The organism is Providencia sp. LY12 (assembly GCF_057621555.1).
The window spans coordinates 1,717,686-1,743,167 of record NZ_CM172594.1; the positions used below are offsets into that span (position 1 = coordinate 1,717,686).

Here is a 25,482-nt window from a genome sequence, read left to right on the forward strand (position 1 = left end):
CTCGGGAATAGGAAACTTGGGGATGCGGTAGAGGGCATCGAATACCGAGATTGCAGGGATTGGCTCCTGTCCCTGCAATGACAATCTAACCGAGGCATAGCCCTAACTGTCTATCCTGTCTTGCGATAGTCACGCTATGCCCATCTAATTTAATTCTTACCTCAGTTTTTAAATTTTGCGGTAACGTTTATTTTGGTTCCCTCATCAATGAGGGTAGCATAATGTAACGTATTGATATTGTTCCGTTATGGGAATCCCCATAACGCTAATTCAATCTGTAAGTAATCCTTACAAGTTCACATTCAATAAGTCGCCTAGTGCGGCTTTTTTTATTTGCACCAGTAGCTCAACGGCAGAGCAGGCAACTCATAATTGCTTGGTTATGGGTTCGAATCCCGTCTCGGTGCACCAAATACGCCGCCACAGAATTCTAATCACACACACTTAATTGACGCATATAGATTGTGCGCGGCTATCTATTAACTAAAACACAGGTGTTATATATGCCAAGTACCCTAACAGGAGTAGCCGTTAGTGCTGCGGGCGGTGGCGCTATGGGCGGTGTCCTATTGGGTGCTGATTATGGCGTGATACTTGGTGCGATCATTGGGGCATCTGCTTCTGTCATTGCATCTAAGGATAATAACCTTCAAAAGGTCATCCATTTCTTTTTGGCTTTGGGGTCTGGTGCGCTATTGGCTCATCCATTCTCTGAGATGGTGCAAGAGTTCTGGCAGAAGGATATAAGCCCGAAAATAACGGCGATTATCGTTTCTGCTTTACTAATTCCTATTCTGGTTTTAGGTGCCAACAAAGATAACCTTAAAAAGTTATTTGGTCGTGTAGGCGCATCGATTGATAAGAACTTCAGTAGCATTACTCAAGCCATAAAGGACTGGCGCAACAAAGGAGGTAACTAATGGAAACCTTCCTTGATCGCATTAATCAACTAATGGATTGGATGTATTTGAATCCTTGGGATGCAGCAGATGTTGGCTTAATGATGGCGTCAGCGTTGATAGTTTTCTTTTGTCGCTATGAGAAGCGAAGAGATTCAATAGTTGGAACAGTTTTATTCATCTGCTGGATTTACCAGATATATGAAACGGTAATGGGTAAGCGTGTATCAGCTCCGTCTGACGTTGTGTTTGATGGCGTTCTCTTCATCGTTATTTTCTCAGCAGGTGGCAACATCATGTCCATTGTTGTCATTGGTAAATTAGTGACCCGAATCAAATCAATCTGGCGGCTAGTTAAGCAGCCTTTTATTTTATGGTGAAGAAATGACTGAACCTAAATGGCTAACTGAAGCCAGAAAAGAAATTGGTGTATCTGAGCATACCTCTGAAGGGTCGAAAGCAGTCGACCAAATGTGGATTGATAGCAAGCTGCGTGGCTTAGTCGGTACTGCGCGTAAAGTTCCTTGGTGTGCTGGCTTCGTCAATGCCATGTTAGAGCGCGCTGGTATTCGCTCAACTCGCTCTGACTCATCTCGTTCATACCTGAATTACGGTGTGAAATTATCCGAACCTAAATATGGGTGCGTTGTTACTTTCTCTCGTGATGGTGGCGGGCATGTAGGTTTCGTTGTTGGCAAGACAGAATCAGGCGCATTACTGGTATTGGGCGGTAATCAATCCGATGCTGTTAACATCAAAGCGTTTAAGACGGACCGTGTGACTGGTTACTGTTATCCAGAAGGCGTGGAAATCGATACCCGACCGCTGCCAGTTGGTGATGCTGCTCTGTCAGTTAAAGAGTCATGATATGAGGGCTGGCTACATAAAGGCTGTGCTTATCGCATGGCTGATACTCTTTGGTGTGGTTATTTGGCAGCGATGGGAAATCAGCGGATTAAATGATACTAATAAGTCGCTAACTAAATCACTAACCCAGCAATCACTCATATCTGATAACGCCCACACCTCAATATCTATCTTTGACCGTATCTCTGGAGCAACCATTGATGCTAAACAACAAAACACACTGGTCGCACAGGGAACCAAGAAAGACGTCAAAACTATTCTTGTGGGTAATGACTGCGCTCCCGTTACTGCTCCTGATATCCTTATTAACAGGATGCGGCAATACAAAGACTGAATATGTATTAGCACCTCACATCCCCATCCCTGCAAGCCTACTAGCTGATTGCCCGATACCTGATATCCCCGACAAGATGACATGGGGAGATATCGCTGAATATAACATTGAACTGATGTCGGTAATTAAGGCGTGCAACTTGGACAAGAAAGCCATTCGAGAGATTGAATATGAAAGAAATAACACAACCAAGAAACAGCGGTGATCTGTGGGATTGGTTCGGGCTGTCGTATGCATCATTCTTAGTTATTCCGCGGGTACTAATGCATGAAATGCCCACTGAGTGGCAAGATAAAATGGCTGCTTTATTACATGAGTATGATGAAACTTTCGATACATCATCTGTAATAAATTCTGTTTCAGTGTCTGGTCGTGATAGTGATGGCAAGTTAGCCAAATTACCAGATTACATCCTAAATTACCGCCGCCCTGACCGTGAAGCAATTGAGAAACTCAAGCGCTAACCGACAAGAAAGCAATACGGGAAATTGAACAACAACGAGCCTCGCAATAGCGGGGCTTTTTAATGACAAAAAAATAGCCCCGATGCTGGGGCTTAAAGGGGATGGTTCATAGGAATATATTTGAGGGTAATAACTTAGCGATGTAATAACCATACCCCTATCAACGTGATGTTACGAAAGTAAAGTTAAAAGAAAGTTACATTTATTCAAGTTTTGTAATCAGTAGTACGCATTTCACCCTGTGCACCACATGCACACACATCTAAAAACATCGAACCGTTATTTAGGAATGAGCCTTTGAGGATGTCAGTTATAGCTGATACTGCTTCGATGGGCTGATCTCCTATGCGGCAAGGGTTCATTACTAAGTAAGGACAGTATCATGGCTAAATTAACAGTCATCAATAACTCTATATCTGAACAGCCAACTATGACCAGCTTGGAAATGGTTGACTATATCAATGCGGATAGAAAGGCAAAGGCAGAAATGGAAGGGCTTACTTTCCCCTGCAAGAAGTATCGCAAGCTACAGCATAAAGATTTTTTAAGGAAAGCCCCCAAGGTTTTGGGTGAAAATCAATCAGCGAAATTTTACGCCGATTACATCGACAACAAAGGTCGGTCATATCCGTGCTTGAGATTTCCTAAGCGAGAAGCCTGTCTGATGGCTATGAGTTACAGTTACGAGCTCCAAGCACAAGTATTCGATCACATGACAGAGTTGGAAGCTGAATCAGGATTTGGATTTACCATCCAGCAACTACAACACATGTTAGCCGTGGCAAGAAAAGCTTCTGATGAAGATTCAAGTGATGCAGGTCGCCGATTGCGCAAACGCCAAGATGATTTAGCTATCTTAAACCGTGCTGAAAAGTTAATAGGTGACATTAGCCAAATGGCATTAGGTTTAGTTGGCGGTGGCAAGTTATTAAATCATGAAAAGTAATAAATATTGCACTCCTCAATTTTGAGGAGGTTGATTTAATTAACATTTAACGATGAATAGGTCGCTCAGCGGCCTTTTTTATTGTTAATCACAAAGCCCGCTTTCGAGTTGGCTTTTTAATTAACTATGAGGATATGAACATGGCCGCACCTAAAGGCAATAAGAATGCGGTCGGTAATAAAGGGCAATCATCTACTTACCGACCTGAATATGCAGAGCAGGCGAGAAAGTTGTGTTTGCTTGGAGCTACAGATAAAGAGTTAGCTGATTTCTTTGAGGTGGCAGAGTCCACAATCAATAACTGGAAAAATGAGCAAATTGAGTTTTTGGAGTCCATAAAAAAGGGTAAGCAACTAGCTGATGCTGATGTGGCTGAAAGGCTATTTAATCGAGCGTGCGGTTACGTTGCTCCTGATGTTGATATCAAAGTCATTGATAGTCAGATAGTCAAAACCGAGATAGAGAAACATTATCCGCCAGATACAACAGCGGCAATTTTCTGGTTGAAGAACAGGCAGCGTGATAAGTGGCGAGACAAACAAGATCACGAGATCACAGGTAAAGATGGCGGCGCTATCCGGTACGCAGATATAACCAACGAAGAATTAGAGGAAAGGTTAAAGGAGTTGGGGCATGGTAGAAACAGGTCGCAGCTCGACGAGAAACTTACAGACTCTTGAGGCGTTCAAGCAGCGGCAAATCGAGAGAGCTAAAAATAACCTTTTGGATTTCACGCTGTACACAAATCCTATTTATGAAACTGGCTGGTTTAATGAGCTTCTATTTGCGGAGTTAGATCAGTTCCTGAAGGATGCCGAAGCAGGGTTAATGCCTCGACTGATGATATTCGCCCCTCCCCGTTCAGGAAAAAGTGAGGCAGCGTCAAGGCGATTTCCCGCGTATGTTCTAGGTAAGCACCCTAATTGGAATGTGATTGCGTGCTCTTACTCGTCTGATTTGGCTAATAGGATGTCACGCGATACACAGCGAATAATAACATCACCTAGGTACAATGAAATATTCCCTGAAACCAACCTAACTCTTAGTCGGGCTGGTGCAGGTGGTGCAATACGTACCGCTGAATTATGGGAGATAATCAACTCCAAAGGTGACATTCAAGGCGGGTCGTATCGTGCGGCGGGTGTTAATGGTGGTATCACTGGTCAGGGTATGAATATCGGCATTATCGATGACCCGGCAAAAGACTACAAAACAGCATCATCCCCAACATACCAAGAGGCAGTAATCGACTGGTATGACACGACATTCTTTACTCGTGCCGACCCAAAGATAAACGGGATAATCATTATCCTTACTCGCTGGCATAAAGACGACTTAGCAGGGCAATTACTTAAAAAGGCTGAGGAGGGCGGAGAGCAGTGGCGAGTTGTTAGCTTCCCTATGGAGGCTGAGAAACACGAAGTTCACGAACTCAACGGTAAGAAATACAGCCTTAGAAAGCCGGGTGAAATTCTATTCCCTGAGCGTATGCCCCAATCGTTTGTTGATAAAGCAAAGCAGCGCGGATCGCTGGTGTGGAATGCCCTGTACCAGCAGCGACCCACGGCAAAGGGTGGCGGCTTAATTAAATCTGAATGGTTCGGTGAATATAAAGAGCTTCCACCTCTCAGGTGGCGGGCAATATTTGGCGATACAGCACAAAAAACAAAGGAAGTTAATGACTTTTCTGTTTTTGAGCACTGGGGACTTGGTGTTGATGGTTATCTATATCTAATTGATATGATAAGGGGGAAGTGGGAATCGGATGAGCTAAAAAGGAGAGCAGTAGCTTTCTGGAATAAGTGCAAACCTTTACCTAATGGTCGATTGAGATATATGGGGATAGAAGACAAGGCTTCAGGTACCGGGCTGATACAAAGCATTAGGAAAGAAGCCATATGCCCCGTTAGGGCGATTCAAAGAAGTACCGATAAATTCACTCGATTAATGGACTCACAAGGCTATATAGAATCAGGGTACATAAAGCTCCCAGCTTCTGCGGACTTCATAAATGATTTTCTGGTCGAGATGGAAGCGATCAACCCTGACTTTAACACTCACGATGACCAACTTGACCCAATGATGGACGCCATAAATGAAATGAAAATTAAAGGTGGCGGCTTGAATATAGACCCATCCGCACTCGAAGGTATCTAATGAAATTATTCAAATGGAAAAAACGCCTGTCAAAGCGAGAGGCGGAGCTTGCTATTGAGCAAGAAAAGACAAAGCAACTTGAGTTAGAGGCGAAGAAAGCCGCATCTCAAACGCAGTTAATGCAGATGCTAGTCACTGAGGAAACTAAGCGGCAGCAGCCAGTTAAGATTAAAGCTCCTGATCTCCATCCGCTGGTATTGCCTAAAGGTGAGAAATCGCCTATTGCAATGGATAGTTGCGGGACATATGCATACGCTAATCAGTACGCTAGCCAAGATGTAGGTTTCTATACTGGCTTTCTTGGTTATCCTGCGCTGGCGATTATGTCTCAGTCTAGCGATTATCGCAGTGTTCCTGAAACCACAGCGAAAGAAATGACGCGAGAGTGGGGAAAGGTCAAATCACGCGATGACGGTGAGAATGCGGACGATAAATCAGATATTGTTTCTCAAATTAACCAAGCCCTTGAAGATTTCGGTATTCGTGACCTTTTCAGACGTCACATTGAGAACGAGATGATATTCGGTCGCTCTCAAATTTTCCTCGATATTAAAGGGCATGATGACAAACGTGATTTACCGCTACTTATCAACGAGGAAGGAGTAAAGGCGGGCGAGTTAAACGGATTTGCAGTGATTGAGCCTATCTGGTCAACCCCTAGCATGTACAACTCAACCGACCCGACTAGCCCTGATTTCTTCGAGCCTACTCAGTGGTTTGTTTTAGGCAAGAATACTCACGCTGATAGATTGCTAACCCTAATCATGCGCCCTGTGAGCGATATCCTGAAGCCAGCATATAACTTTAGCGGTTTATCCATGCTTCAGTTAATGAAGCCGTATGTCGAACGGTGGCAGCGTACAACGGACTCAATTAGCGACCTGATCCACTCGTTTTCGCTAACTGGCCTAGCTACCGATATGGAAGATATTCTTTCGGGCGGCAGTAACGCAAGTATGGTTCTGCGTGCTCAGATGTTCTCGCAGATTAGAGATAATCGCGGGTTGATGCTGACGGATAAGCAGAAAGAAGAATTCTTCCAGTTCAATACTCCATTGTCTGGCTTAGATGCGTTACAGAGACAAGCTCAAGAGCAAATGGCTGCACCTAGTCACACGCCATTAGTTAAGTTGCTGGGTATCACGCCAGCAGGGTTGAACGCGAATAGTGATGGTGAAATTCGTGTTTATTACGATTACATCTCATCACTTCAAAATGCTCACTTGTTGCCACAACTAAACAAAATCATCGACCTTATTCAACTTCATCTATTTGGTGAAATTCATGACGGAATCTATTTCGAGTTCACACCACTTTATCAGTTGGATGAGAAAGAGATTGCTGAAGTAAATCGTACCAATGCGGAAACGGCTGAAAAGTTAGTGAATATTGGTGCAGTTGACGGTGAAGAGGTTAGGCAGACACTTGCAACGGACGAATCAAGCAAGTTTAGCTTTATCGACCCTGACAAGATAATCCCATCACCTTTTGGAGTTCCTGATTATGGAAATACGGAGGAAGAGACCGAGTGATGCGGTAATGCCTGAAATTAAGACGTCAGAGGCTATACATGCGTGGTATTACAAAGAGCTAATGCAAATCCTCAAGGATATCCGAAAGGAGCTTGATGAGGCTCTCATTAATGAATATCACGGGAAAGCTAAAAAGGCTCTAGCCAATGACGGAATTTCAGACTGGATAGCCCATATTGCTGATTACATGCTGGATAAGTGGAATAGGCGACTTAACTCAATATCTGAAGAGGTCGCAAAAGACTTCATAGATAAAACGGTTGGTAATTATGACACTCGATTTGCGGCGATGCTAAGGCGCAAGGGATTCACTGTTCGAATGCAAAACAGCGAGCGAACACTCGATGCCTTGCGCGCTGCGATGGGTGAAAATGTTGGTTTAATTAAATCCATCGGCACCGAGTATCTAAGCAAGGTTCAGATGCATGTCTGGCAGTCGGTAACAGGTGGATATGACCTCGCAACATTAACCGATAACTTGGCGCATGATTTTCATATAGCCAGAAACCGAGCAAAGACAATAGCGCGTGACCAAGCCAATAAGGCTCATGCAGTTATTGAACAAGCAAGGCGAAAAGAGCTAGGGATTAAAGAGGCGATTTGGATCCACTCTCACGCAGGTAAGCAACCACGAGAATCACACGTTAAGGCTCACGGCAAGAAGTTCGACATTGAAAAAGGTATGTATATCGATGGCGAATGGATATTGCCGGGTGAAAAAATAAATTGTCGATGCGGCAGTAAGGCAATTCTTCCATTTTAAATAGGGGCGGTCATGAAGATGACAGATAGCCTCGCTTTCGACAGTGGCACATCAATGCGGAGTAAGGACGCAAACGGACACCTAACCGTTGAGCGTACTGTGATATCTAAAGCCGCAGTAAATCCCTATTACGGCAGAGAGATACCAAATAGTGAAAGGCTTGGATTAGAACCCGAGCGGATTTACTACATGCTGCGTGACCCTGTCGAGTTAGAGCGAGCAGCAAATACATTCAGCAAAAAACAATTACTCATCAAGCATATTCCAGTCGATTCAGACGAACCGCAGAAACAATCAACCATTGGCACTATCGGCTCAAATATCACATTTGAGGACGGACGCATGTTCGCTGATTTGTGCGTGTGGGATGGGTATGCAATCGGGTTAATCGAAGCAGAAAAAATGAAAGAGCTATCCGCAGGTTATGGCTATACAGCCGATATGACCAGTGGAGAGTTTGAAGGGCAGTATTACGACGGAGTTATGCGAAATATTATCGGTAACCACGTTGCATTAGTCGAGCGCGGCAGAATCGGGCGAGACGCTATTATTTCAGACCATCAAACAGTTGATTTGGAGAAATTAATGAAACTGAAAAAAGGTGCGCTTGCTAACATTGCCGCACAAACAAAAACAGCGTTAGGGATGGATTCAGACCTAACAGAAGCGCAACTTCATGCGATTGTGAATGCGGTTGCACTAGGTATGGATGAAGTATCTACCGAAGCGTTGGTGGGTGCTAAAGACGAAGAGGCTAAAAAGGCTGAAGACGAGAAAGAGGAAGATAAAAAAGCCTCTGACGAAGATGACGCTAAGAAAAAAGCCGAAGATGAGCAAACGCAAGCTGAACGTGATAATGAATCAGAAGCTATGCGCATCAAAGAGCGTGAAGAGCGCGAACGCAAAGACCGTGAAAAAGATAAAGCGATGGACTCGGCTATCAAGTTGGCTGAAGACCAAGCCGTTGCACGTGTGACTAAGTTATTTGAAGCGCGTGAAGAAGTTAAATCTCTGGTCGGTCAGGTTGCCATGGACAGTGCAGATGATGTCTACGCATATGCATTAAAGCAGTGTGGTGTGGATATCTCTGGCGTTCATCCTAGCGCATTCAAAACAATGGTTGGCATGGTTAAGCAAAATCGCGCTCAACCTCAAAAAGCAAGTCTAGGCATGGACTCTGCGGCATTCGCTGAAGACCCGCTAACTGCTCGTTTCAAACAGGCTTAATAAGGATAAATCATGACAGGTTTTCAAACTCGAATGAATAACGACTTGCCACTAGGTGTGGCTGGTGACTTTGCCTCGACTAACCCGCATTTCTCAATGCTGGCTGGTGAGGGGCAGTTAAAATCAGGTGCTACAGGTGTAACGGTGGGGTTATTTGCATGGGCTGATGAAAAAGGCTTAGTAACCAACGTTAAAACGGCAGGCGCATTGATCGGTTTCGTTCATCGTAACAATCAGGCGATCATCTCTGCATATGGCGAAGGTGCGACAATGTTAGTGCCTAAAGGTCGTGAAATTACCCTCATGACTGGCGGTGACTATTTCGTCGTTCTGGAAGCGGGCGGTAAGCGTGGTCAGTTTATTGTTGCCGATGTTGCAACAGGTAAAGCAAAAGCAGTTGACGCTATCGACCCTGAAGACGCAACAGTTGAAGCAACTCCGTTCCGTGTGGCCAAAACGGTTACATCTGGCTTAACTAAAATGTCTAGCTCACTGTAAGGATAAGTAATGACACAATTAAATTTTAATGCGCTTGAGCAGCGAGCTGGCATTGTCTTTGCTACAGGTTACAACCCTCAAGCATTAACGCCACTTGCTAAACAAATGGCAATGGATAGCGAGTTAGTGACTACACCTAACGCTGGTGTGTTATCGTTATTCACCACCTACGTTGATCCGAAGTTAATCGAAACGCTTGTTACGCCAATGCGTATGGCTGAGATTTTTGGCGAAACTAAAAAAGGCGACTGGACAACTCAGACCGCGCACTTCCCAGTGATTGAATCCACCGGTGAAACGTCAAGCTACGGCGACTACAGCAACAACGGTCAAGCGGGCGTGAACGTTAACTGGCCTATGCGTCAACCTTATCACTATCAGACAATTATCCGTCTGGGTGAGAAAGAAATGGCGATGGCTGGTGCGGCTAAAATTGACTGGTCTTCTCGCAAGCAAATTGCAGCGGCACTGACGCTGAATAAGTTCCAGAACAAATCCTACATTTACGGGATTGATGGCCTGCAAAACTACGGCATCCTGAATGACCCCGATTCACTACCTAATGTGACGTCAACTCCATGGGAAGCAATGGACGGGCAAGGTGTTTATGACTCCATTCAAGGCAAACTGTATGGCGAGCTAATCAAGCAAACCAATGGTCACGTAGAAGCCTCTACCCCAATGGTGTTGTTATTATCACCGAAAAATGAAGTTAACCTGCACAAAACAAACCAGTACAACGTTAACGTGTATGACCAGTTAAACAAAAACTTCCCTAACTTAGAAATTCGCAGCATTCCTGAATTTTCTACTGATGCAGGTGAAGTAGTTAAGCTGATTGTTCGTGAATATGAAGGTCAAGAAACACTAGACCTGAGCTTCACTGAAAAAATGCGCGTTCACGCGATGATCCCCGAACTGTCATCTTGGAAGCAAAAGCGCTCTCAAGGTACTTTCGGCTGCATCATCTATCGTCCGATGTTCATTGCATCAATGCTGGTTTCTTAATCATTATCCTCGTTGTTAATCCTTGCCACCTTCGGGTGGCTTTTTTATAGGTGAATTTTATGTCTGAAGTAACAGTAGCGTGCAAATTAGCTAATGGCTTGTATCTGGATGTTGGAAATCAGCGAGTAACAGTGAAAGGTTTTGCTAATGGCATTCAGGACGAAAACGGCTTTGGCTTAACTCATGGTGTAGATAAGTCGATTTGGGATGCATGGCTGGAAGAGAACAAAGGTCGTGACATCGTTAAAAATGGTCTCATCTTCGCTCACGAAAAAGTGAAAAGCGTTGAAGCTGAGTCAAAAGAAAAGAAAGACACCAAGTCAAAAACTGAGCGCCTGAAGCAAAACACTGAAGGTGTGCAGACCGCAGAAGAGTAAGGGATAACATGAATAATCGCGAACTGATGAAATATCGCAGCCAGCAAGCAGCCAGCAATATAAACGATGGCGTTGTGGAGTTTAACGTAGCTAAGTTTCGCGAGATTTATCCCAACACCAAAGGCACCGACGCACAGTTAGAATCGGCGTTCGTTAAGGCTGGACTGCTCTTGCGCAATGATAGGTTTAGTTGCGTTAAAGACCTGAAAGAGCGTGAAATGCTCCTATTCTTGCTTGTCGCTCACATGGCTATGCTTCAATCCAATATCGAAGATGGCAACAGCGCGGTAGGTCGAGCATCTAGCGCAACCGAGGGAAGCGTATCTGTATCGCTGGACTATGGCACAACAACCAATTCCGAAAAGTGGTACACGCAAACGCCTTATGGTGCTGAGTATTGGGCTTTAACCAGTCAATATCGCTCATTCCTGTACACGCTTGGTGTTATGCCAATGCCTGTTTGGAGAGGTGGTTATTATGGCTAAAAGCAAGCTTGAAGAAGCGCTGGAGAAATATCTAAACGGTAACTTGGAGTTGCGAGCAGGTATATTGGACAAGCAAACCTACCCATCAAATGAAGATGGAAGTGGCGGCGAGTTTGTGGCAACCGTCGCGTACAAACAGGAATTTGGTGAGCCGTCCGAGAATATCCCGTCAAGACCTTTCTTTAGGCATGCAATCTCAGTGAATAAAGATAAATGGTCTGCAATTATCGCCAAGGGGTTCCGAAGTTATAACGGTGATGGTGTTATGGCATTGCAAGCGGCTGGAGAGGAAATTATTGATGACCTTCGCGAGTCAGTAAGAGCGTGGTCAACACCTCCAAACTCGAAGGAGACAGTTGCGAAGAAAGGTTTCAACAACCCTCTAATTGACACGGGGCAGCTCATGAACTCATTTAGTTATGAGGTAAACGATGATCAAGGTTAGAGCTATCGCCAACGCGGCTGTTCAGGTGGTTAATAAAAACTTGCCTGCGACTCTGTTAGCCAATGAAGGTTTCGATATTGACGAGGCTGGATATCAAACTCCTAAGTATTCCGAGCATGAAATCTCCATGCAATTGCAAAGCCTGAGCACTCAAGACCTTGAGCATTTAGGCGTTATCAATCAGCAAGGGGAATTTATTTACGGATATGCGAGAGGGCAGATTGAGGCTATTCGTCGCGTTAGCCAGCAAGGCGCAGATAAGATTAGCTTTGTTGCTTATGGCGAATCTGAGGTGTCGGAGTGGCTAGTAACCAAGGTCATAGAATCGTACCCGTCATGGGTTAAGGTGCTTTTATGGCGGCAACAATAAGCGTCACTGAGCGAGATATATTCGTTGAGCTTAGGCGCTATCTCATAGAGTTGTTCTCATGTCCTGTGGTGGTTGGGTATCAGAATAATGAAGCTATCCCCATCGACGGTATTATCATGCACATGCTGTTTGAGCGCAATCTTGATTACACCTCTGATTACTGGAATCCGACGATAGAAGAAATGGCGTCTCAGTCTTCAGTCGAGGCAACATTTCAACTGGATTTTTATGGTGCCGAGGCAAACTCACGCTCTCGTGTTGTAGCCAATCTTTGGCGAAGTAACTATACAACCTCTCGAATGACTAAATGCCAGCCACTTTATTGTGGTGAGCCTAGAAAGAATATCCTCGTTAACGAATCAAATCAGTACGAAAACAGGATGATGCTTGAAGTCAAACTTCAATATAACCCTGAAACAACCTATCACGTCGATGGTGTCGACGAAATCTCAATTACTACCACAAATATCTAAGGTAAAAATATGAAATCTATTCCGGCAAGCGATATCGTCCAGATATTGCCCGGTGTCGTTGGCACTGGCGGCAATCCACTGGCTCTCAACGCATTGTTTATCACCAAAAAGCAACCAGCATCGATGTTAGGCGTGAAAGCTTTCGGCTCTGCTGATTTAGTGGGTGAAGTGTTCGGCAAAGACTCTAAAGAGTATGAAGCTGCGCAGGTGTATTTTGCAGGCTTTGATAACTGCACGGTGTTGCCTGATACGCTATTTATCGCATCCATGGTCACGACAGCCCAAGCGGCTAAGTTAGTTGGCGCTAAGCTCCCAACTCGAACTGCTAGCGAATTTGCAGCGTTGCCACAAGGTCTGATTTTAACTATCGATGGTCAGGTTACTTCTGTGAACTTTGAAACTGAGGTTAACAGCTATTCATCTCTGGCGGCGGCAGTCACTACGGCTTTAGGCGCTGCGGCAACGTGTACCTATGACACAGGCGCTAAAGTGTTTGTCATCGAAGGCGCAACAAAAGGTGCAGTTGGTTCAATCTCGTTTGCTGAAGGTGATTTAGCAACTTTCATGGGATTAACTGAATCGTCTGGCGCGCAAGCGAATAACGGCATCAACGCAGACACTATCGAAGAGTTGCTACCTCGCATTACCAAAGAAACGACAAACTTTGTCTCTATCGCCGCGATTGATTTTACAGCCGAAGAAAAGTTAGCAATTTCTCGCTGGGTTGCCCTGCAAAAAGACCGTTATATGCACGTTCTGTATCAAACAGAAAACGGCGAAGGTGAGTTAGAGACTATCAGCTCAGCAATTAAAGAGTCCGATATCGGCGGCACGTGCCTGTTTTACGGTAGTCACAAACACGCAGCTTTTGTCTGTGGATTTGCAGCAAGCTTGAACTTTGATGAGCTGAACGGTCGCACAAACTTGGCATTCCGTGGACAGGAAGGTTTAACGCCTTCAGTGACAGATAAAGCACTGGCAGATGAATTAATCGCGATGGGCTTTAACTTCTACGGTGCATACGGCACAGCTAATGACCGCTTCATCTTCGTCTATCCCGGCTCTGTATCGGGTAAGTTCAAGTGGGTTGATAGTTATGTGAATCAGGTGTTCTTCAATAACCAACTCCAATTAGCGTTAATGACGATGCTGAAAAGCTTCAAATCTGTACCTTACAACGAAACAGGTAAGGCAATTCATCGTTCTGCTGTGGCGGATCCGGTATTCCAGATGCTTAATTTTGGCGGCATCCAAACGGGTGTTGCATTGTCAGAGCAGCAAAAGAAACAAATCAACATCGAAGCTGGATTTGACGCGGCATCTCAAATCAATACGGCAGGTTGGTGCATGAAGATTGAAGACACTCCAGCGCAAACACGCGGTCTTCGTAAATCAATGCCTCTGAAACTGTGGTACGCCGATGGCGGCAGTGTTCAGCAAGTTAATCTCCCATCAATCAACGTTCAATAAAGGTAAAGATTATGAGCATGGGACATAACCCAAAAACAATTACGTCTGCCAACTCGGTACTTATGCTGCGCTGTAAGGGCGTTTATGACGAGTTCGTGAAGTTACAAGGTTTTCAGGCTGATAACGCGTGGAACTTTGGTGATGCAAATATCGGCGAGACTCGCATGGGTGTCGATGGTAAACAATCCATCGGCTACACGCCACACGAAACACAATGGACGCTTTACTTGGAAGCAAACAGCGTATCTACACAAATCATGGAAAACATTCGCAAGGACTTTAACGCAAACATGGAAGCCAGATTTGTGGATATCGTTGTCGAAATTCCTTCAATCGGAAAACGTTACAGTGGCACTGGCGGGTTTACAACTCTGACCGGCGGGGCTAGTGGCAAGAAGCTACTCGACGGAACAAGCTACAACTTCAACATGGTCTTCGAAGGTGCTGAGGAAATCTAATGACACTGAAATCAAAAACTATCACGATTGAAAAGGGTCGTGATGCCGGAATGATGTATCAAGTTACCGAAATGCCAATTGCCAAGGCGGATAGCTGGGCGATGCGAGCATTGTTTGCCATTGCTAATGGCGGTGTGGACTTGGAAGGCGCCAGTCCAAATATGGGAATGCTGGGTATGGCTAATGTCGCAATTAAGGCGCTGGCAGGCATTGACCCAAACGTCGGCATCCCTCTGCTTGATGAGCTTCTGGATTGCGTGCAAACCATCCCATCGGGCGGAACCGCTCGACCTCTGTTACTTGAATCCGATGTGAAAGACCTCTCGACCATGTTCGTTCTTCGCAAGGAGGCGTTAGCTATTCACTTGGATTTTTTAGTGAACGGCGGTGGCTCCAGCTCGAACGATTAAAAGCAGGGTTACCGCTTCGTGATGGTGTTTTAGCTGAAACAAATAACGTATCTACTGTTGCGTACCAAGTGATAACCGCGAAGTACGCAACGCTTCACGAACTCCACACGATTTACAGTCTGGAAGATGTTTTAAACCTCCTAGAAATCCATCAGGTCGAATCGTACAACAAGCAACTAATGAGTGAGATAAACGATGGCAACGCTAATTGACACGCTTCTTGTTTCGCTGAAACTGGATAGCGGCGGTTTTGCTAACGATGCGAAAAAGGCGACAACTGAAAACGATAAGTTAGCGGACTCTATCGACGCTCTGAATGAAACGCTCGGCGGCGTAAATGAGACCCTAAAAGGCACGAGAGAGCAGCAAAAAAAAGCCAAGGAGCAAAGTGATAGCTTCACAAAGTCGATTAACAATGCGACTAAGGCACTGGCTGGACTCTTCACGACCATATTCATGTCCACGGGATTAACTAAGCTTATCGAAGATACGGCTCGGTCAAATGACCAGCTTAATTTTCTAAGTAAAAATCTCGGCATGAATGCCACGCAAGTTAAACGCTGGCAGGGTGCCGCCGAGCTGTCGGGTGGAAGTGCTGAGGGCATGGCTTCCAGTATGGCTAACCTGAACAAGTCTCTTTGGGATTTGGTGACGGTAGGTGATACCTCAATTCTTCCTTACTTTAACGCGCTGAACGTGGGTGTGGTTAAAAACAACGGTGAGTTGAGAAACCTTGATGATATCTTGTTGGATGTCGCCGATAGCCTTTCTCAAATGTCCAGACCTCAAGCCTATAACTTCGCTAAGAATATGGGCTTTGATGAAGGAACGATAAATATGTTATTGCAGGGTCGCCAAGAAATGGAGCGGCAACTTGCACTGCAAAAAGATATCGTTGTTTCGTCTGAGCAAGAGTTAGAAATCAGCCGGCAGTTACAACAACAAAATGCGCTGGTCGGTATGCAATGGGATGGGCTGAAAACGTTACTTGGTAACTACCTCATCCCTTATGCATTAAAACTATCCGCTACAGTGACGGGCTTCCTTGGTTATCTGAACAAGAACAGAGATACCGCTATATTCATCTTCAAGGCGCTTGGAACGGTAATCGGTGTCACGCTAATTCCGATTGTACTAAAAGCGGCTACGGCATTCTTGGGGCTGTTTGGTGCGATTGGTTTACTGCCTGCTCTTTTATTGTTGCTCGGTGCCAGTTTATGGATGCTGTATGACGACTTCAAAAAGTGGAAAGAAGGCGGGGAATCATTACTCGGTGAGTATTGGGAAAAGTGGGATAGCACGATTACGCCGATACTTGAAAAGCTTGATGAGTTTAAAGACTGGTTCAAGGAAACCACAGTAGGTAAGTGGTTCACTGACCAAGAGGGCAATCTTGAAACTTGGAAAGTAACACTAGGGGGCTTTGCTCTGTGGTTTGGTGGTAAATGGGCGATTGGAATTCTCGGCACATTAACCAAGGTTAGCGCTGGATTCATCCGTCTCTTTGGTTTACCGGGCTTGCTTGTTGCGGGTGCGGTTACTGCCTTTGGCTTGCTGATTAAAGAGATTAGCGACGGATTCGATAAGCTTGATGAGCTACTCGATACTGTCGGCGAGAAAACTGGAAATATTGCTAAGGCTGCTATTGTCCTGAATGATCCGAATGCCAGCAAAGAGGATAAAGCTAAGGCAGTGGCAAAAGCCAGTGATGGGGTGATAGCCGGTGCCGGTTTCTTGAGTCTTGGCACTGATGGCATATCTAATATCTGGAGTAACTCTATTAGCGCAGGGAAAAAGGTATTTGGTTTAACATCAGCTTCCAGTGATTCATTCACGGCTACTAGTGTAGAAGTTCCTAGCCAAAATAAGCGCATCTATAAAACTGATAAAGGTGATATCGTTAGAGAGGACGGATCTAGGGCGTGGAGAAATAACAATCCTAGCAATATGATTTGGGGCGAAGCCGCCAGAAAGCATGGCGCTATCGGTCATGATACTAACGCGCAAGGTCATACAATGGCTATATTCCCCAACAGGGAGACCGGAGATAAGGCTAGGCGTTGGCTTTTATTTGAGAGCGATGGCGGTAAGAGCCTTGGGACTAAAGGCGATTACGGAGCTGGGATTGGTTACCAGAACAAAACTGTAGCTCAAGCGCTGACGGCGCATTCGCCACCAGAATCTGGGAACGATACTGCTGCGTACATTAGAGCTGCATTATCTGCGCTTGGTAGTACAGATCTTCGTATGGGGGATCTAACTCCAGCACAAAGGGATGCTCTTATTGCTGTGATTGACCAAAAGGAAGGGCAGCAAAAAGGAAAGGAATATTCGGTTAATCAGCAAAACTTAATTGAGAACGTCAAGGGAATTTCCTCCGCTTTAAATAAACCGTTAGTGTCAGGAGTTAACAATCAGGCAAGTAACTTTCTGGGTCAAACAAATAAGATCCAATCTCAGCCACAAACAGTGAATAACAAAGTAGAAGCTAACTTTGGTGATATTAATATAAACACCACTGCTAGTACTATTTCTGGTAATTTGGAGGATGCTACTCAGGTAGCTACTCGTCAGGTTTATCAGATGGTTTCTCCATTAGTTTAAATTGCTGTAGTTTGCGCCGATCCAATGGCACAATATGCTGAAATAATATTCATGAGGTGACTAATGATTAAGCATATCTTTGCTGGATTGGCGCTACTTCCTTTAGTTGCATTTGGTCAAGTAGATAATCCGTCAGTAGGAAGGGATAAAAGCGGAAATGTAAGAATTATAGATGGCAATTACGAGTGTTCATACGGCAGTATAGGTGAAAGCGGAGCATCAAAAGAAAAATTCAAGTCAGCAACTATTTATACCGAGAGCATGGAGAATGATACTATTTTGTTTATAGTTTCCTTCCCCGGTGATATTTCTGTAAACCCACCTATAGCCCAAAAGGCTAGCCAAACAACGGACTCTGTTAGTTACCAATATACTGATAATAAAGATAAGATTTTTATTATCGGGGCAAATGCCAATGAAGGTCTTTATGCTGCACTTGGAATGAAGAATGAAATTTTGCATGCAAGTACTTTAGTATACGATTGTAAGATGATTAAGAATTTAGAGCATCCAATGCCTACCGATTGAAACCAACAAGCCCACAAGTGGGCTTTTTTGTTGGATGAGCACCAAGTTTTTGTGTATGTATACAGTATTTTGATGGGTGAAAATGATCTTTACAACTTAAACGCTTGGAATATACTGTATATAAATACAGTTATATTTGGTGCATCATGAAGCTAGAACTTATCGATTCTGAGTCAATTATCAATATTCCGTTATTCCTTGACCGTGTTCCTGCGGGGTTTCCATCACCTGCTGCTGACTATATGGAAGAGAGAATAAACCTCAACAGTACGCTGATTAAGCACCCAGATAGCACGTACATGTTGCGTGTCGAGGGTAATTCGATGATTGATGCAAACATTAACGATGGTGACGTTGTTATTGTCGATAGCGCACTGGCGCCAAAGGATGGGGATATTGTTATCGCTAGCGTTGATGGTGAATTCACAGTTAAGAGACTCAAGTCTCATCCACCTATGTTAATACCAATGAATCCAGAGTATTCGCCTATCTTGATTGGTGATATGCAAGACCTTCAGATATTTGGGGTTGTAACCTACATTATTCACAAAGCTGTGTGAGTGTTGCTGCCTGCTTATACGACAAAGTTTGATGAGTTGCCAGTGGTTAAAGTGTAGATTGGTTATATAATTTTCAGATATGAAATACAGTGAAATAAGCATAAAGTGTGATATGGAGCATATGACCTGATGTTTTTATCATGTTAACATTTACAAAATTACAATATAACTTTTTATGTGCATTGACTGAGAACATAATGGAATTATATCAATTTAAAAATAACGACCAAATTGGTAGTTTAGATGCTGAGACTGACAATTTTCTATCAAGTTGTTTTTTAGAATCATCAGTTTATGACACTTTAAAAAGATTTGAAGCAAAAGATGCTGATTCAGTAAAGCGTATAATCGTTGGTAGAACTGGCTCCGGCAAAACTGCAATATTGAAAATGCTTGAAGAGGATGCTGATATAAAGAAATGTGCAAAAATAGAGGCTGAATCCACTGTGTTTGAGCATATAAATAATAATGTATTCATTTCTAAATTAGCATCATCAAATGTTGATTTGAGGGTTTTTTATAAGTCACTATGGATGCATGTGTTGCTTGTTAAAGTAATTGAGACTGTATATCCAAATGAACAGACATTTGTTGATAAAATATACTCATTAACTGTATCTAGAAAAAGAAGATATAACTTAGAGCTAGCAAGGGAATATATAGAAAATTATCAAGACAGTTTTTTTAACGATAAAATAGTTTCTGAAATAACTGATAAATTTCAAAATGAAGTTGGTGGCAGCTTAGGAAGCAAGGATACATTTTGGTCAGTAAACTTTAAAGCTAGTGAAGAGCAAGTAGAAAAAATACAGAGAGAAACAGCTAGGTATGTAAGTAGTAATCTTTTAAAAAAGCAAAGGGAATTAATTAATTTCATAACTGAAGATAGCTCTGACGAAACTCAAAGTAGAATAATAATCAGTATTGATGACTTGGATAAATCATGGCTTAGTAACAGCTCAATAAGATACGATTTCATTAACGCTTTGCTGGATGCATTTAAAGAATTAATTAATGTTAGGTCTGTTAAGATATTGATATCAATAAGAACAGATATATTAATGGGGATTTACAATACTAATTTAAGGCAGGAAGAAAAGGATAGATCTTTGATTGTCCCCATTGAATGGAGCAGAAGAGAACTCACTGAAATATTGGATAAAAGAATCAGTTATTTAGTAATGCACAAATATGCTACTAAGAAAGAGGTTAAGTTCTCAGATATATTTAATTTTGAAGTTAAGAATAAAAATGCATCGGATTATATTTTAGATAGAACGATGCTAAGGCCTAGAGATGCAATTGATTTTGTAAATTTTTGTTTAATGCAAGGCGATGGAAGAACTTCATTGAATGAAGATATGATAATTGAGGCTGAAGAAAGATATTATGCATCAAGAAAAGCGGCTTTAAATAAAGAGTGGATGAGTCAGTATAAAAATGTACTTAAGTATATTGATGCAATATCTATGGTTGCGTCCAATAAGTTTAAAATAGATGAATTGAATAGAGATGAAATTCAAAATTTTCTAATTGAAAGTTCATCAATTGATAGCGCAGACGATGAAAAAATAGCAACAGATATTAGATCACTGGTAAATGTCTGGTTTACAATTGGTATTGTTGGAATTGAAAAAACCAAAACACTTACGGTGTATTCAAGTTTTGATAAGCCATCTTTAGACATTACTGATTACAACAAAACATTTGTTATACATCCATTATTTTACAGGATTTAATAGTAAACCCACCCCGGTGGGTTTTTTATTGCCTGAAATCCACATAGACGCCATTAAATAGACTTCAAATAATCACGCCATGCCTCTTAACTGAGGTTTTTCACGTTGGAGAAAAATCATGTTCGGAATGCCAGATATACCAAACTGGAAGAATATTCCTGACGCTGCTATTAACGCCGGAATCAGCTTAGGCGGCGGTGCGTTAATCAATACTCTATTCGGTAACTACTGGGGAATATTCAACGAGTTCGGCGTTCCATTACTATTAGCTGATAACGTGATATCTCTTCAGTACCAAAATCAGAGCCGCGTAGTGAACGCTCCGATTGAGAAGGGTTCTTTCACGAGCTATAACAAAGTAGCCGACCCATACAAAGCTACCGTTCAATTAAGCAAGAGCAGCGGTGGCACATTGGAACGCGGGGCGTTTTTAGCGCAATTGGAAATACTCGCCAAGAGCACGCTCAAGTTTTACATCATCACGCCGGAGTATGTTTATAAGGGCGCAAATATTGTCGGGTTTGATTTTGCTCGCGAGGCTAGAGATGGCGCAACGCTGATTAAGGTGAACGTACATCTGGAGGAAATTCGCGAAGTAATCGTTAAGTACGACGAAGAAGAAGTGACTAATCCTGATGATGCACGAATCAAGGACACTGGAGACAAAACGCAGCAAGTGTCATCCATGTTTTCTGGTGAGACGCTTGATGAATTAATGAAAATTATTGATGACCCCACCAAATCAGCATTACTGAAAACAAAAGAAGTGGCATCGGTACTTTATAAAGCAGTCTCTAACCTTGGCGGCGACCTAACTCAGATACAGCAACAAGCTGAGATGATAGTAGAGCAAGGAGTTAGCCTTCAATGATGACAATAATTCCAACCTCTCCAATTCCCAATCAAATTCTAACCTTCACGCTTGATACTGATGAATACGAGATAGAGCTAAATTCTCGTAGGAATAACCTGTACGCGACAGTGAAGAGGAATAACGAATACGTGGTTTGCAATCGGATATGTCGAAACATGACGTACATCTGTCAGTGGCTAATATTTGCAGACCAACAAGGTAACACAGACCCGATTTACACTGGATTGGGCACTCGATATAAGTTGGTGTGGGCTGATGGCATTTAATCGAAAGAGGATCCGGCTAACGCTGAAACTGAATGGTAAAGATGAAGTTTTCACTTCGGATAACCAAAATAAGCTATCCGCCGTCGGTTTGCGTATTAGCGCTGATGTGACGTTTGGCTATGGCTCCCCGGCTCCATACGCACGAATAAGAGTTTACGGTCTACCTCAAGAGACGATGAATAAACTCATCACTGCAAAGTGGCAGAATGTAAAGGCACTGAGGACTTTAATCACCATTGAAGCCGCGGAGGGCGACGGTGATTTTGCTCAAGTTTTTAGCGGCGGGATATTCATGGCGTTACCGGAATACTCAGAAGCCCCTAACGTATCGATTGTTATTGAGGCTATGTCGGCGGTTTTTGAAAGCAAGTTAGCGACAGCGGCAGAGAGTTATGAGGGTATTCACTCAGTCTCTGAAATCATTGCGGGGATATGCCAGCGCATCGGCTTTTCGTTTGAGTCAAACGGTGTTAGTGCAGTTGTTGATAATGCTTACCTGACTGGTTCCGATTTAGACAAAATCAGATGGCTATGCGCTAACACTGACCTAGACCTCTACCTTGGTAATAACAGCGTGGCAATAACCCCGAAGGGGGTAGTAAGAAAAATCAAGATTGCTGTCATATCCCCTGATACAGGACTCATCGGATATCCAATTATCACAAATATCGGTGCAACATTCCGGTGTCTGTACGACCCGTCTATCCAGTTTGGTGCGCTAGTTCGCGTGAAAGGAAGTGAGATTGAAATGTGTAACGGGGATTGGCGAGTCTATGGAATGCGAGCGCAATTAGAGACTGAAATGGATTCTGGTCGCTGGTTCATGGAAATCGTCGGCTCAAACCTGAAGGACAAAAATGTACATGTCGCAAAATGAAACGGTATTACCGTATGACCCTGAAGACTTGGCGGGCGGTGCCAGAACGCAAGAGTTCATCATTAACAGCCTGATTGGAAAAATTGGTACTGTAACAATTTGCAGGGTTGTGAAGGTTAAAGGTGGCGGGGTAAATCCGGTCGGGTTTATTGATGTCAAACCAATGGTTCTTCAAGTGGATGGCGGCGGGAATATCTTCGATAGTGCCACTATCTACAATGTTCCATATTTTCGCTATCAGGGCGGCGACGACGCTGTAATCCTTGACCCAAAAGTTGGTGATATTGGGATTTGCCTAGTCGCGTCACGAGATATCTCACAAATAAAACGCACCAAGAAGGACGCGCCACCATCGACTAAGCGGCAATATGATATCGCAGATAGCCTGTATATAGGCGGAATACTCAACGGAGCTCCATCCCAGTACATCCATTTTCTTGAGAGTGGAATAAATGTTGTGGCCACAGGTGTTATCACGTTAAAAGGCACTGAAATAATTCTTGATGCTCCCGTAGAAACCACTTCGACGATTAAATCAAAGGGCGATATCACCGACAATACAGGCAGTGGTAACACTCAAACCATGGCTAGTATGCGTACTACTTATAACGGTCATACGCACAAAGCTAACGGCGAGTACGCCAATACAGATAAGCCAAATCAGCAGGTATAACCAATGAAAACACTGTTTCTATTTCCTGATACGTGGGACTTAACCCTAGACGTATCGGGAAATATTGCTATGGCTTCCGATCAGTATGCTATCGCTCAGTCAGTGGCAAATAAATGCAAGGTATTCATGCATGATATGTATTACTCACAAAATGAAGGTATTCCTTACTTGGAGAAAATACTGGGCAAAAATAGGTATTCATTATCTCTGTATCGTCAGCATTTAGAAGATGCGGCAATGTCAGTTGATGGTGTGGTGTCGGCTAAAGCTGAGCTAAGTACCGCGAATGATAGGGTGGTCAGAGGGAGGTTAATTTTCACTGACAAGCAAGGCAGAGAAGGAGCGATAGAATTATGATCCCCAAGCTAGAAATAACGCCAAACGGCATTATCACACCTACGACACAAGAGGTGATAAGTGGACTGTGGTCGATGATGAGAGATGCCTTTGGTGAAGGTCTAAATGAAGACATGGACACGCCTCAGGGTCAACTGGTTACAACGCTTGCAGCCATTATTACGGATGAACGAAATCAGCTGGTTGAGTTATTTAATCAGTTCGACCCGAGATATGCCGATGGTCAAATGCAAAATGCCATTGGCTATATCTACTTTTTGCAGAGAAAGAAAGCAACGAAGTCAGTAGCCGAGTTAACTTTTAACGGTCTATCTGGCGTGTCGGTTCCAGCAGGCTTCAAAGTCCAAGATGACAATGGCAATACATGGTCAACATCAAGGGATGTTTTCATTATGAGTAATGGCTTGGTTGTTGTTGAGGCAACTTGTGATGTCGAAGGAATGATTTACGCTCAGCCAAATACAATTAATCGTATTGTTCGAAATGTTGGCGGTATTGATAGCGTAACAAACGTCAAGGCCGCGATAGCTGGGCGAAATACGGAAACACGACAAGAGTTTGAGCTTAGAAGGTCATTATCTGTCTCGAAGAATGCAAAGAACACAAACGATGCCACATACGGAGCTGTTTCCAATATTAACGACGTTATCGACTGTTATGTAATTAATAACCCCAGCGATGCGACTATTACTGTAGGTAAAACCAACTATTCACTGATTAGAAACTCAATTGCGGTATCAGTTGTGGGCGGTGATGATAATGAGATTGCCAAACAGATTTTAATTAAAGCTGGTACCGGGTGCGCATTTGTTGGTAATACCACAGTGACTTATGAAGACACAACTAACTTTCCGTATATGCCTCCGGCTTACGACGTTAAATTCATTAGACCAACGCATATTCCCGTTGAGTTTAACGTGAAGTTTGAGAATAAAGATTTACTGACATTGCAAGATAAAGAGGCAATTAAAAACGCAATCATTAATGAATTCAACACAGGGATTGGTAAGGGGCGAATAGCTAAGCGGCTAATTGCGAGTGATTACATTTGCTCTGTTGCTCAGTCAACTAGAAACAGATTGATATCTATTCAAATAGGGCGGAAGGGAGGTGCTTTGGGGAATTATATTGATTTTGGGATAGATGAGTTTCCTGTCTTATCTCCATATGACATAAGGATGACGTGATGGATAGCATTAACACAACCTTAATGAGTCAATATGCAAACTCCCCAATTATCACTTCCATTCTTAAATCAGCAAACGAATCAATAGACCCATCGAATAATATAGATGACTTCTATTCCCTTGTTTTTAATGTTCATACAGCGCAGGGGTTAGGGCTGGATATTTGGGGGAGGATAGTTGGAATTGATAGGGGTATATCTATTCCAGATCCAGGCCAAGATTACTTCGGCTTTGACGGTACGGAAAAATATCTTCCATTTAACCAAGCGCCATTTTATAGCGGCGATAGTAGCGAAAGCGCTTACATGATGTCTGATGAATCGTTTAGAGAAGTCATTATCATGAAAGCTTATGCAAACATCATCTACGCCACTGCACCCAATATTAACGCATTTCTGAAGGATTCATTCACAAGAGGAAGGGCGTATTACCTGATTACGGGGCATATGAAAGCGAGGTATGTGTTCGAGTATCGTCTATCCGAGTTTGAAAAGAATTTAATCTTCAACCACAACATCTTACCAAAACCTTGCGGCGTTGAAGTGAGTATCACAGAGCTGCCAGTGAGTGAATATTTCGGTTTTTATAAAACTGGATTCCAACCTTTCAATCAAGCGCCTTTCATAAAATAGGT

At 43.4% G+C, this 25,482-nt stretch carries 33 protein-coding genes and 1 tRNA gene; all 34 read left to right on the forward strand.

What is annotated here, in order from left to right:
• Window positions 1-335: 335 nt before the first annotated feature.
• The 34 genes from ACY3ZI_RS08005 (at window position 336) to ACY3ZI_RS08170 (ending at window position 25,480) form a co-directional block, all read left to right on the forward strand.
• Window positions 336-411: transfer RNA gene (locus ACY3ZI_RS08005), tRNA-Ile, on the forward strand.
• Window positions 412-503: 92 nt separating this feature from the next.
• Window positions 504-920, forward strand: coding sequence for a putative holin (locus ACY3ZI_RS08010; RefSeq protein WP_006659511.1), 417 nt, complete (start codon window positions 504-506; stop codon window positions 918-920).
• Complete coding sequence (locus ACY3ZI_RS08015) at window positions 920-1,279, forward strand: hypothetical protein (protein ID WP_487376970.1); 360 nt, start codon at window positions 920-922, stop codon at window positions 1,277-1,279. The genes ACY3ZI_RS08010 and ACY3ZI_RS08015 overlap by 1 nt, the downstream gene beginning before the upstream one ends.
• 4 nt (window positions 1,280-1,283) lie before the next feature.
• Complete coding sequence (locus ACY3ZI_RS08020; protein WP_487376972.1) at window positions 1,284-1,766, forward strand: TIGR02594 family protein; 483 nt, start codon at window positions 1,284-1,286, stop codon at window positions 1,764-1,766.
• Window position 1,767: 1 nt separating this feature from the next.
• Window positions 1,768-2,100, forward strand: coding sequence for a hypothetical protein (locus ACY3ZI_RS08025; protein WP_487377591.1), 333 nt, complete (start codon window positions 1,768-1,770; stop codon window positions 2,098-2,100).
• A complete protein-coding gene (lysC, locus tag ACY3ZI_RS08030) occupies window positions 2,036-2,305 on the forward strand; it encodes an Rz1-like lysis system protein LysC (RefSeq protein ID WP_487377472.1) in 270 nt (89 codons plus the stop codon). The genes ACY3ZI_RS08025 and lysC overlap by 65 nt, the downstream gene beginning before the upstream one ends.
• Window positions 2,271-2,564, forward strand: a complete 294-nt coding sequence (locus tag ACY3ZI_RS08035) for a hypothetical protein (RefSeq protein ID WP_487376974.1) — start codon at window positions 2,271-2,273, stop codon at window positions 2,562-2,564. The genes lysC and ACY3ZI_RS08035 overlap by 35 nt, the downstream gene beginning before the upstream one ends.
• Before the next feature lie 382 nt (window positions 2,565-2,946).
• Complete coding sequence (locus ACY3ZI_RS08040; RefSeq protein WP_196712335.1) at window positions 2,947-3,510, forward strand: Rha family transcriptional regulator; 564 nt, start codon at window positions 2,947-2,949, stop codon at window positions 3,508-3,510.
• Window positions 3,511-3,650: 140 nt separating this feature from the next.
• Complete coding sequence (locus ACY3ZI_RS08045) at window positions 3,651-4,190, forward strand: helix-turn-helix domain-containing protein (protein ID WP_487377474.1); 540 nt, start codon at window positions 3,651-3,653, stop codon at window positions 4,188-4,190.
• Complete coding sequence (gene terL, locus ACY3ZI_RS08050) at window positions 4,144-5,667, forward strand: phage terminase large subunit (RefSeq protein ID WP_487376976.1); 1,524 nt, start codon at window positions 4,144-4,146, stop codon at window positions 5,665-5,667. Before ACY3ZI_RS08045 ends, terL begins: the two co-directional genes overlap by 47 nt.
• Window positions 5,667-7,199, forward strand: coding sequence for a DUF1073 domain-containing protein (locus ACY3ZI_RS08055; RefSeq protein WP_487376978.1), 1,533 nt, complete (start codon window positions 5,667-5,669; stop codon window positions 7,197-7,199). The genes terL and ACY3ZI_RS08055 overlap by 1 nt, the downstream gene beginning before the upstream one ends.
• 7 nt (window positions 7,200-7,206) lie before the next feature.
• Window positions 7,207-7,962 (forward strand): phage head morphogenesis protein, encoded by a 756-nt coding sequence (locus tag ACY3ZI_RS08060; protein WP_487376980.1) that lies wholly within the window; start codon window positions 7,207-7,209, stop codon window positions 7,960-7,962.
• A gap of 12 nt (window positions 7,963-7,974) precedes the next feature.
• Window positions 7,975-9,189: a DUF2213 domain-containing protein gene (locus tag ACY3ZI_RS08065; RefSeq protein ID WP_487376982.1), complete on the forward strand. Its 1,215-nt coding sequence runs from the start codon at window positions 7,975-7,977 to the stop codon at window positions 9,187-9,189.
• A gap of 12 nt (window positions 9,190-9,201) precedes the next feature.
• Window positions 9,202-9,687: a structural cement protein Gp24 gene (locus ACY3ZI_RS08070; RefSeq protein ID WP_487376984.1), complete on the forward strand. Its 486-nt coding sequence runs from the start codon at window positions 9,202-9,204 to the stop codon at window positions 9,685-9,687.
• 9 nt (window positions 9,688-9,696) lie between these two features.
• On the forward strand, window positions 9,697-10,695 hold the full coding sequence (locus ACY3ZI_RS08075; RefSeq protein WP_108477888.1) for a DUF2184 domain-containing protein: 999 nt from the start codon (window positions 9,697-9,699) through the stop codon (window positions 10,693-10,695).
• Window positions 10,696-10,754: 59 nt separating this feature from the next.
• A complete protein-coding gene (locus ACY3ZI_RS08080) occupies window positions 10,755-11,072 on the forward strand; it encodes a hypothetical protein (protein ID WP_164529004.1) in 318 nt (105 codons plus the stop codon).
• An 8-nt stretch (window positions 11,073-11,080) separates the two neighbouring features.
• Complete coding sequence (locus ACY3ZI_RS08085; RefSeq protein WP_487376986.1) at window positions 11,081-11,557, forward strand: DUF4054 domain-containing protein; 477 nt, start codon at window positions 11,081-11,083, stop codon at window positions 11,555-11,557.
• Window positions 11,550-12,002 carry a hypothetical protein gene (locus ACY3ZI_RS08090; RefSeq protein WP_487376988.1) on the forward strand — a complete coding sequence of 151 codons (453 nt, stop codon included), beginning with the start codon at window positions 11,550-11,552 and terminating at the stop codon, window positions 12,000-12,002. Before ACY3ZI_RS08085 ends, ACY3ZI_RS08090 begins: the two co-directional genes overlap by 8 nt.
• Complete coding sequence (locus ACY3ZI_RS08095) at window positions 11,989-12,372, forward strand: hypothetical protein (protein ID WP_487376990.1); 384 nt, start codon at window positions 11,989-11,991, stop codon at window positions 12,370-12,372. Before ACY3ZI_RS08090 ends, ACY3ZI_RS08095 begins: the two co-directional genes overlap by 14 nt.
• Window positions 12,357-12,845 (forward strand): phage neck terminator protein, encoded by a 489-nt coding sequence (locus tag ACY3ZI_RS08100; protein WP_487376992.1) that lies wholly within the window; start codon window positions 12,357-12,359, stop codon window positions 12,843-12,845. The genes ACY3ZI_RS08095 and ACY3ZI_RS08100 overlap by 16 nt, the downstream gene beginning before the upstream one ends.
• Before the next feature lie 9 nt (window positions 12,846-12,854).
• A complete protein-coding gene (locus ACY3ZI_RS08105; protein ID WP_154600739.1) occupies window positions 12,855-14,315 on the forward strand; it encodes a DUF3383 domain-containing protein in 1,461 nt (486 codons plus the stop codon).
• Between the two features lie 11 nt (window positions 14,316-14,326).
• Window positions 14,327-14,773: a phage tail fiber protein gene (locus tag ACY3ZI_RS08110; protein WP_487376994.1), complete on the forward strand. Its 447-nt coding sequence runs from the start codon at window positions 14,327-14,329 to the stop codon at window positions 14,771-14,773.
• Window positions 14,773-15,183 (forward strand): hypothetical protein, encoded by a 411-nt coding sequence (locus ACY3ZI_RS08115; RefSeq protein ID WP_487376996.1) that lies wholly within the window; start codon window positions 14,773-14,775, stop codon window positions 15,181-15,183. The genes ACY3ZI_RS08110 and ACY3ZI_RS08115 overlap by 1 nt, the downstream gene beginning before the upstream one ends.
• A 195-nt stretch (window positions 15,184-15,378) precedes the next feature.
• Complete coding sequence (locus ACY3ZI_RS08120) at window positions 15,379-17,787, forward strand: hypothetical protein (protein ID WP_487376998.1); 2,409 nt, start codon at window positions 15,379-15,381, stop codon at window positions 17,785-17,787.
• Window positions 17,788-17,850: 63 nt separating this feature from the next.
• Window positions 17,851-18,315 carry a hypothetical protein gene (locus ACY3ZI_RS08125; protein ID WP_487377000.1) on the forward strand — a complete coding sequence of 155 codons (465 nt, stop codon included), beginning with the start codon at window positions 17,851-17,853 and terminating at the stop codon, window positions 18,313-18,315.
• A 146-nt stretch (window positions 18,316-18,461) separates the two neighbouring features.
• Window positions 18,462-18,875, forward strand: a complete 414-nt coding sequence (umuD, locus tag ACY3ZI_RS08130; protein ID WP_487377002.1) for a translesion error-prone DNA polymerase V autoproteolytic subunit — start codon at window positions 18,462-18,464, stop codon at window positions 18,873-18,875.
• A 140-nt stretch (window positions 18,876-19,015) separates the two neighbouring features.
• Window positions 19,016-20,614 carry a P-loop ATPase, Sll1717 family gene (locus ACY3ZI_RS08135; RefSeq protein ID WP_487377004.1) on the forward strand — a complete coding sequence of 533 codons (1,599 nt, stop codon included), beginning with the start codon at window positions 19,016-19,018 and terminating at the stop codon, window positions 20,612-20,614.
• Window positions 20,615-20,732: 118 nt separating this feature from the next.
• Window positions 20,733-21,485: a phage baseplate protein gene (locus ACY3ZI_RS08140; RefSeq protein ID WP_195848939.1), complete on the forward strand. Its 753-nt coding sequence runs from the start codon at window positions 20,733-20,735 to the stop codon at window positions 21,483-21,485.
• On the forward strand, window positions 21,485-21,754 hold the full coding sequence (locus tag ACY3ZI_RS08145) for a phage baseplate plug family protein (protein ID WP_487377478.1): 270 nt from the start codon (window positions 21,485-21,487) through the stop codon (window positions 21,752-21,754). Before ACY3ZI_RS08140 ends, ACY3ZI_RS08145 begins: the two co-directional genes overlap by 1 nt.
• Window positions 21,744-22,631, forward strand: coding sequence for a baseplate hub protein (locus ACY3ZI_RS08150; RefSeq protein ID WP_272534502.1), 888 nt, complete (start codon window positions 21,744-21,746; stop codon window positions 22,629-22,631). The genes ACY3ZI_RS08145 and ACY3ZI_RS08150 overlap by 11 nt, the downstream gene beginning before the upstream one ends.
• Complete coding sequence (locus ACY3ZI_RS08155) at window positions 22,618-23,304, forward strand: phage baseplate protein (RefSeq protein ID WP_487377006.1); 687 nt, start codon at window positions 22,618-22,620, stop codon at window positions 23,302-23,304. Before ACY3ZI_RS08150 ends, ACY3ZI_RS08155 begins: the two co-directional genes overlap by 14 nt.
• Window positions 23,305-23,307: 3 nt before the next feature.
• Window positions 23,308-23,661 (forward strand): contractile injection system sheath initiator, encoded by a 354-nt coding sequence (locus ACY3ZI_RS08160; RefSeq protein ID WP_487377008.1) that lies wholly within the window; start codon window positions 23,308-23,310, stop codon window positions 23,659-23,661.
• Window positions 23,658-24,848: a baseplate J/gp47 family protein gene (locus ACY3ZI_RS08165; RefSeq protein ID WP_487377010.1), complete on the forward strand. Its 1,191-nt coding sequence runs from the start codon at window positions 23,658-23,660 to the stop codon at window positions 24,846-24,848. Before ACY3ZI_RS08160 ends, ACY3ZI_RS08165 begins: the two co-directional genes overlap by 4 nt.
• Window positions 24,848-25,480: a baseplate wedge 1 family protein gene (locus ACY3ZI_RS08170; RefSeq protein ID WP_487377012.1), complete on the forward strand. Its 633-nt coding sequence runs from the start codon at window positions 24,848-24,850 to the stop codon at window positions 25,478-25,480. Before ACY3ZI_RS08165 ends, ACY3ZI_RS08170 begins: the two co-directional genes overlap by 1 nt.
• Window positions 25,481-25,482 lie beyond the last annotated feature (2 nt).

Coding starts and splice junctions, on each gene's coding strand:
- ACY3ZI_RS08010 (WP_006659511.1), top strand. CDS start 504: ATGCCAAGTACCCTAACAGGAGTAGCCGTTAGTGCTGCGGGCGGTGGC.
- ACY3ZI_RS08015 (WP_487376970.1), top strand. CDS start 920: ATGGAAACCTTCCTTGATCGCATTAATCAACTAATGGATTGGATGTAT.
- ACY3ZI_RS08020 (WP_487376972.1), top strand. CDS start 1,284: ATGACTGAACCTAAATGGCTAACTGAAGCCAGAAAAGAAATTGGTGTA.
- ACY3ZI_RS08025 (WP_487377591.1), top strand. CDS start 1,768: ATGAGGGCTGGCTACATAAAGGCTGTGCTTATCGCATGGCTGATACTC.
- lysC (WP_487377472.1), top strand. CDS start 2,036: ATGACTGCGCTCCCGTTACTGCTCCTGATATCCTTATTAACAGGATGC.
- ACY3ZI_RS08035 (WP_487376974.1), top strand. CDS start 2,271: ATGAAAGAAATAACACAACCAAGAAACAGCGGTGATCTGTGGGATTGG.
- ACY3ZI_RS08040 (WP_196712335.1), top strand. CDS start 2,947: ATGGCTAAATTAACAGTCATCAATAACTCTATATCTGAACAGCCAACT.
- ACY3ZI_RS08045 (WP_487377474.1), top strand. CDS start 3,651: ATGGCCGCACCTAAAGGCAATAAGAATGCGGTCGGTAATAAAGGGCAA.
- terL (WP_487376976.1), top strand. CDS start 4,144: ATGGTAGAAACAGGTCGCAGCTCGACGAGAAACTTACAGACTCTTGAG.
- ACY3ZI_RS08055 (WP_487376978.1), top strand. CDS start 5,667: ATGAAATTATTCAAATGGAAAAAACGCCTGTCAAAGCGAGAGGCGGAG.
- ACY3ZI_RS08060 (WP_487376980.1), top strand. CDS start 7,207: ATGCCTGAAATTAAGACGTCAGAGGCTATACATGCGTGGTATTACAAA.
- ACY3ZI_RS08065 (WP_487376982.1), top strand. CDS start 7,975: ATGAAGATGACAGATAGCCTCGCTTTCGACAGTGGCACATCAATGCGG.
- ACY3ZI_RS08070 (WP_487376984.1), top strand. CDS start 9,202: ATGACAGGTTTTCAAACTCGAATGAATAACGACTTGCCACTAGGTGTG.
- ACY3ZI_RS08075 (WP_108477888.1), top strand. CDS start 9,697: ATGACACAATTAAATTTTAATGCGCTTGAGCAGCGAGCTGGCATTGTC.
- ACY3ZI_RS08080 (WP_164529004.1), top strand. CDS start 10,755: ATGTCTGAAGTAACAGTAGCGTGCAAATTAGCTAATGGCTTGTATCTG.
- ACY3ZI_RS08085 (WP_487376986.1), top strand. CDS start 11,081: ATGAATAATCGCGAACTGATGAAATATCGCAGCCAGCAAGCAGCCAGC.
- ACY3ZI_RS08090 (WP_487376988.1), top strand. CDS start 11,550: ATGGCTAAAAGCAAGCTTGAAGAAGCGCTGGAGAAATATCTAAACGGT.
- ACY3ZI_RS08095 (WP_487376990.1), top strand. CDS start 11,989: ATGATCAAGGTTAGAGCTATCGCCAACGCGGCTGTTCAGGTGGTTAAT.
- ACY3ZI_RS08100 (WP_487376992.1), top strand. CDS start 12,357: ATGGCGGCAACAATAAGCGTCACTGAGCGAGATATATTCGTTGAGCTT.
- ACY3ZI_RS08105 (WP_154600739.1), top strand. CDS start 12,855: ATGAAATCTATTCCGGCAAGCGATATCGTCCAGATATTGCCCGGTGTC.
- ACY3ZI_RS08110 (WP_487376994.1), top strand. CDS start 14,327: ATGAGCATGGGACATAACCCAAAAACAATTACGTCTGCCAACTCGGTA.
- ACY3ZI_RS08115 (WP_487376996.1), top strand. CDS start 14,773: ATGACACTGAAATCAAAAACTATCACGATTGAAAAGGGTCGTGATGCC.
- ACY3ZI_RS08120 (WP_487376998.1), top strand. CDS start 15,379: ATGGCAACGCTAATTGACACGCTTCTTGTTTCGCTGAAACTGGATAGC.
- ACY3ZI_RS08125 (WP_487377000.1), top strand. CDS start 17,851: ATGATTAAGCATATCTTTGCTGGATTGGCGCTACTTCCTTTAGTTGCA.
- umuD (WP_487377002.1), top strand. CDS start 18,462: ATGAAGCTAGAACTTATCGATTCTGAGTCAATTATCAATATTCCGTTA.
- ACY3ZI_RS08135 (WP_487377004.1), top strand. CDS start 19,016: ATGTTAACATTTACAAAATTACAATATAACTTTTTATGTGCATTGACT.
- ACY3ZI_RS08140 (WP_195848939.1), top strand. CDS start 20,733: ATGTTCGGAATGCCAGATATACCAAACTGGAAGAATATTCCTGACGCT.
- ACY3ZI_RS08145 (WP_487377478.1), top strand. CDS start 21,485: ATGACAATAATTCCAACCTCTCCAATTCCCAATCAAATTCTAACCTTC.
- ACY3ZI_RS08150 (WP_272534502.1), top strand. CDS start 21,744: ATGGCATTTAATCGAAAGAGGATCCGGCTAACGCTGAAACTGAATGGT.
- ACY3ZI_RS08155 (WP_487377006.1), top strand. CDS start 22,618: ATGTCGCAAAATGAAACGGTATTACCGTATGACCCTGAAGACTTGGCG.
- ACY3ZI_RS08160 (WP_487377008.1), top strand. CDS start 23,308: ATGAAAACACTGTTTCTATTTCCTGATACGTGGGACTTAACCCTAGAC.
- ACY3ZI_RS08165 (WP_487377010.1), top strand. CDS start 23,658: ATGATCCCCAAGCTAGAAATAACGCCAAACGGCATTATCACACCTACG.
- ACY3ZI_RS08170 (WP_487377012.1), top strand. CDS start 24,848: ATGGATAGCATTAACACAACCTTAATGAGTCAATATGCAAACTCCCCA.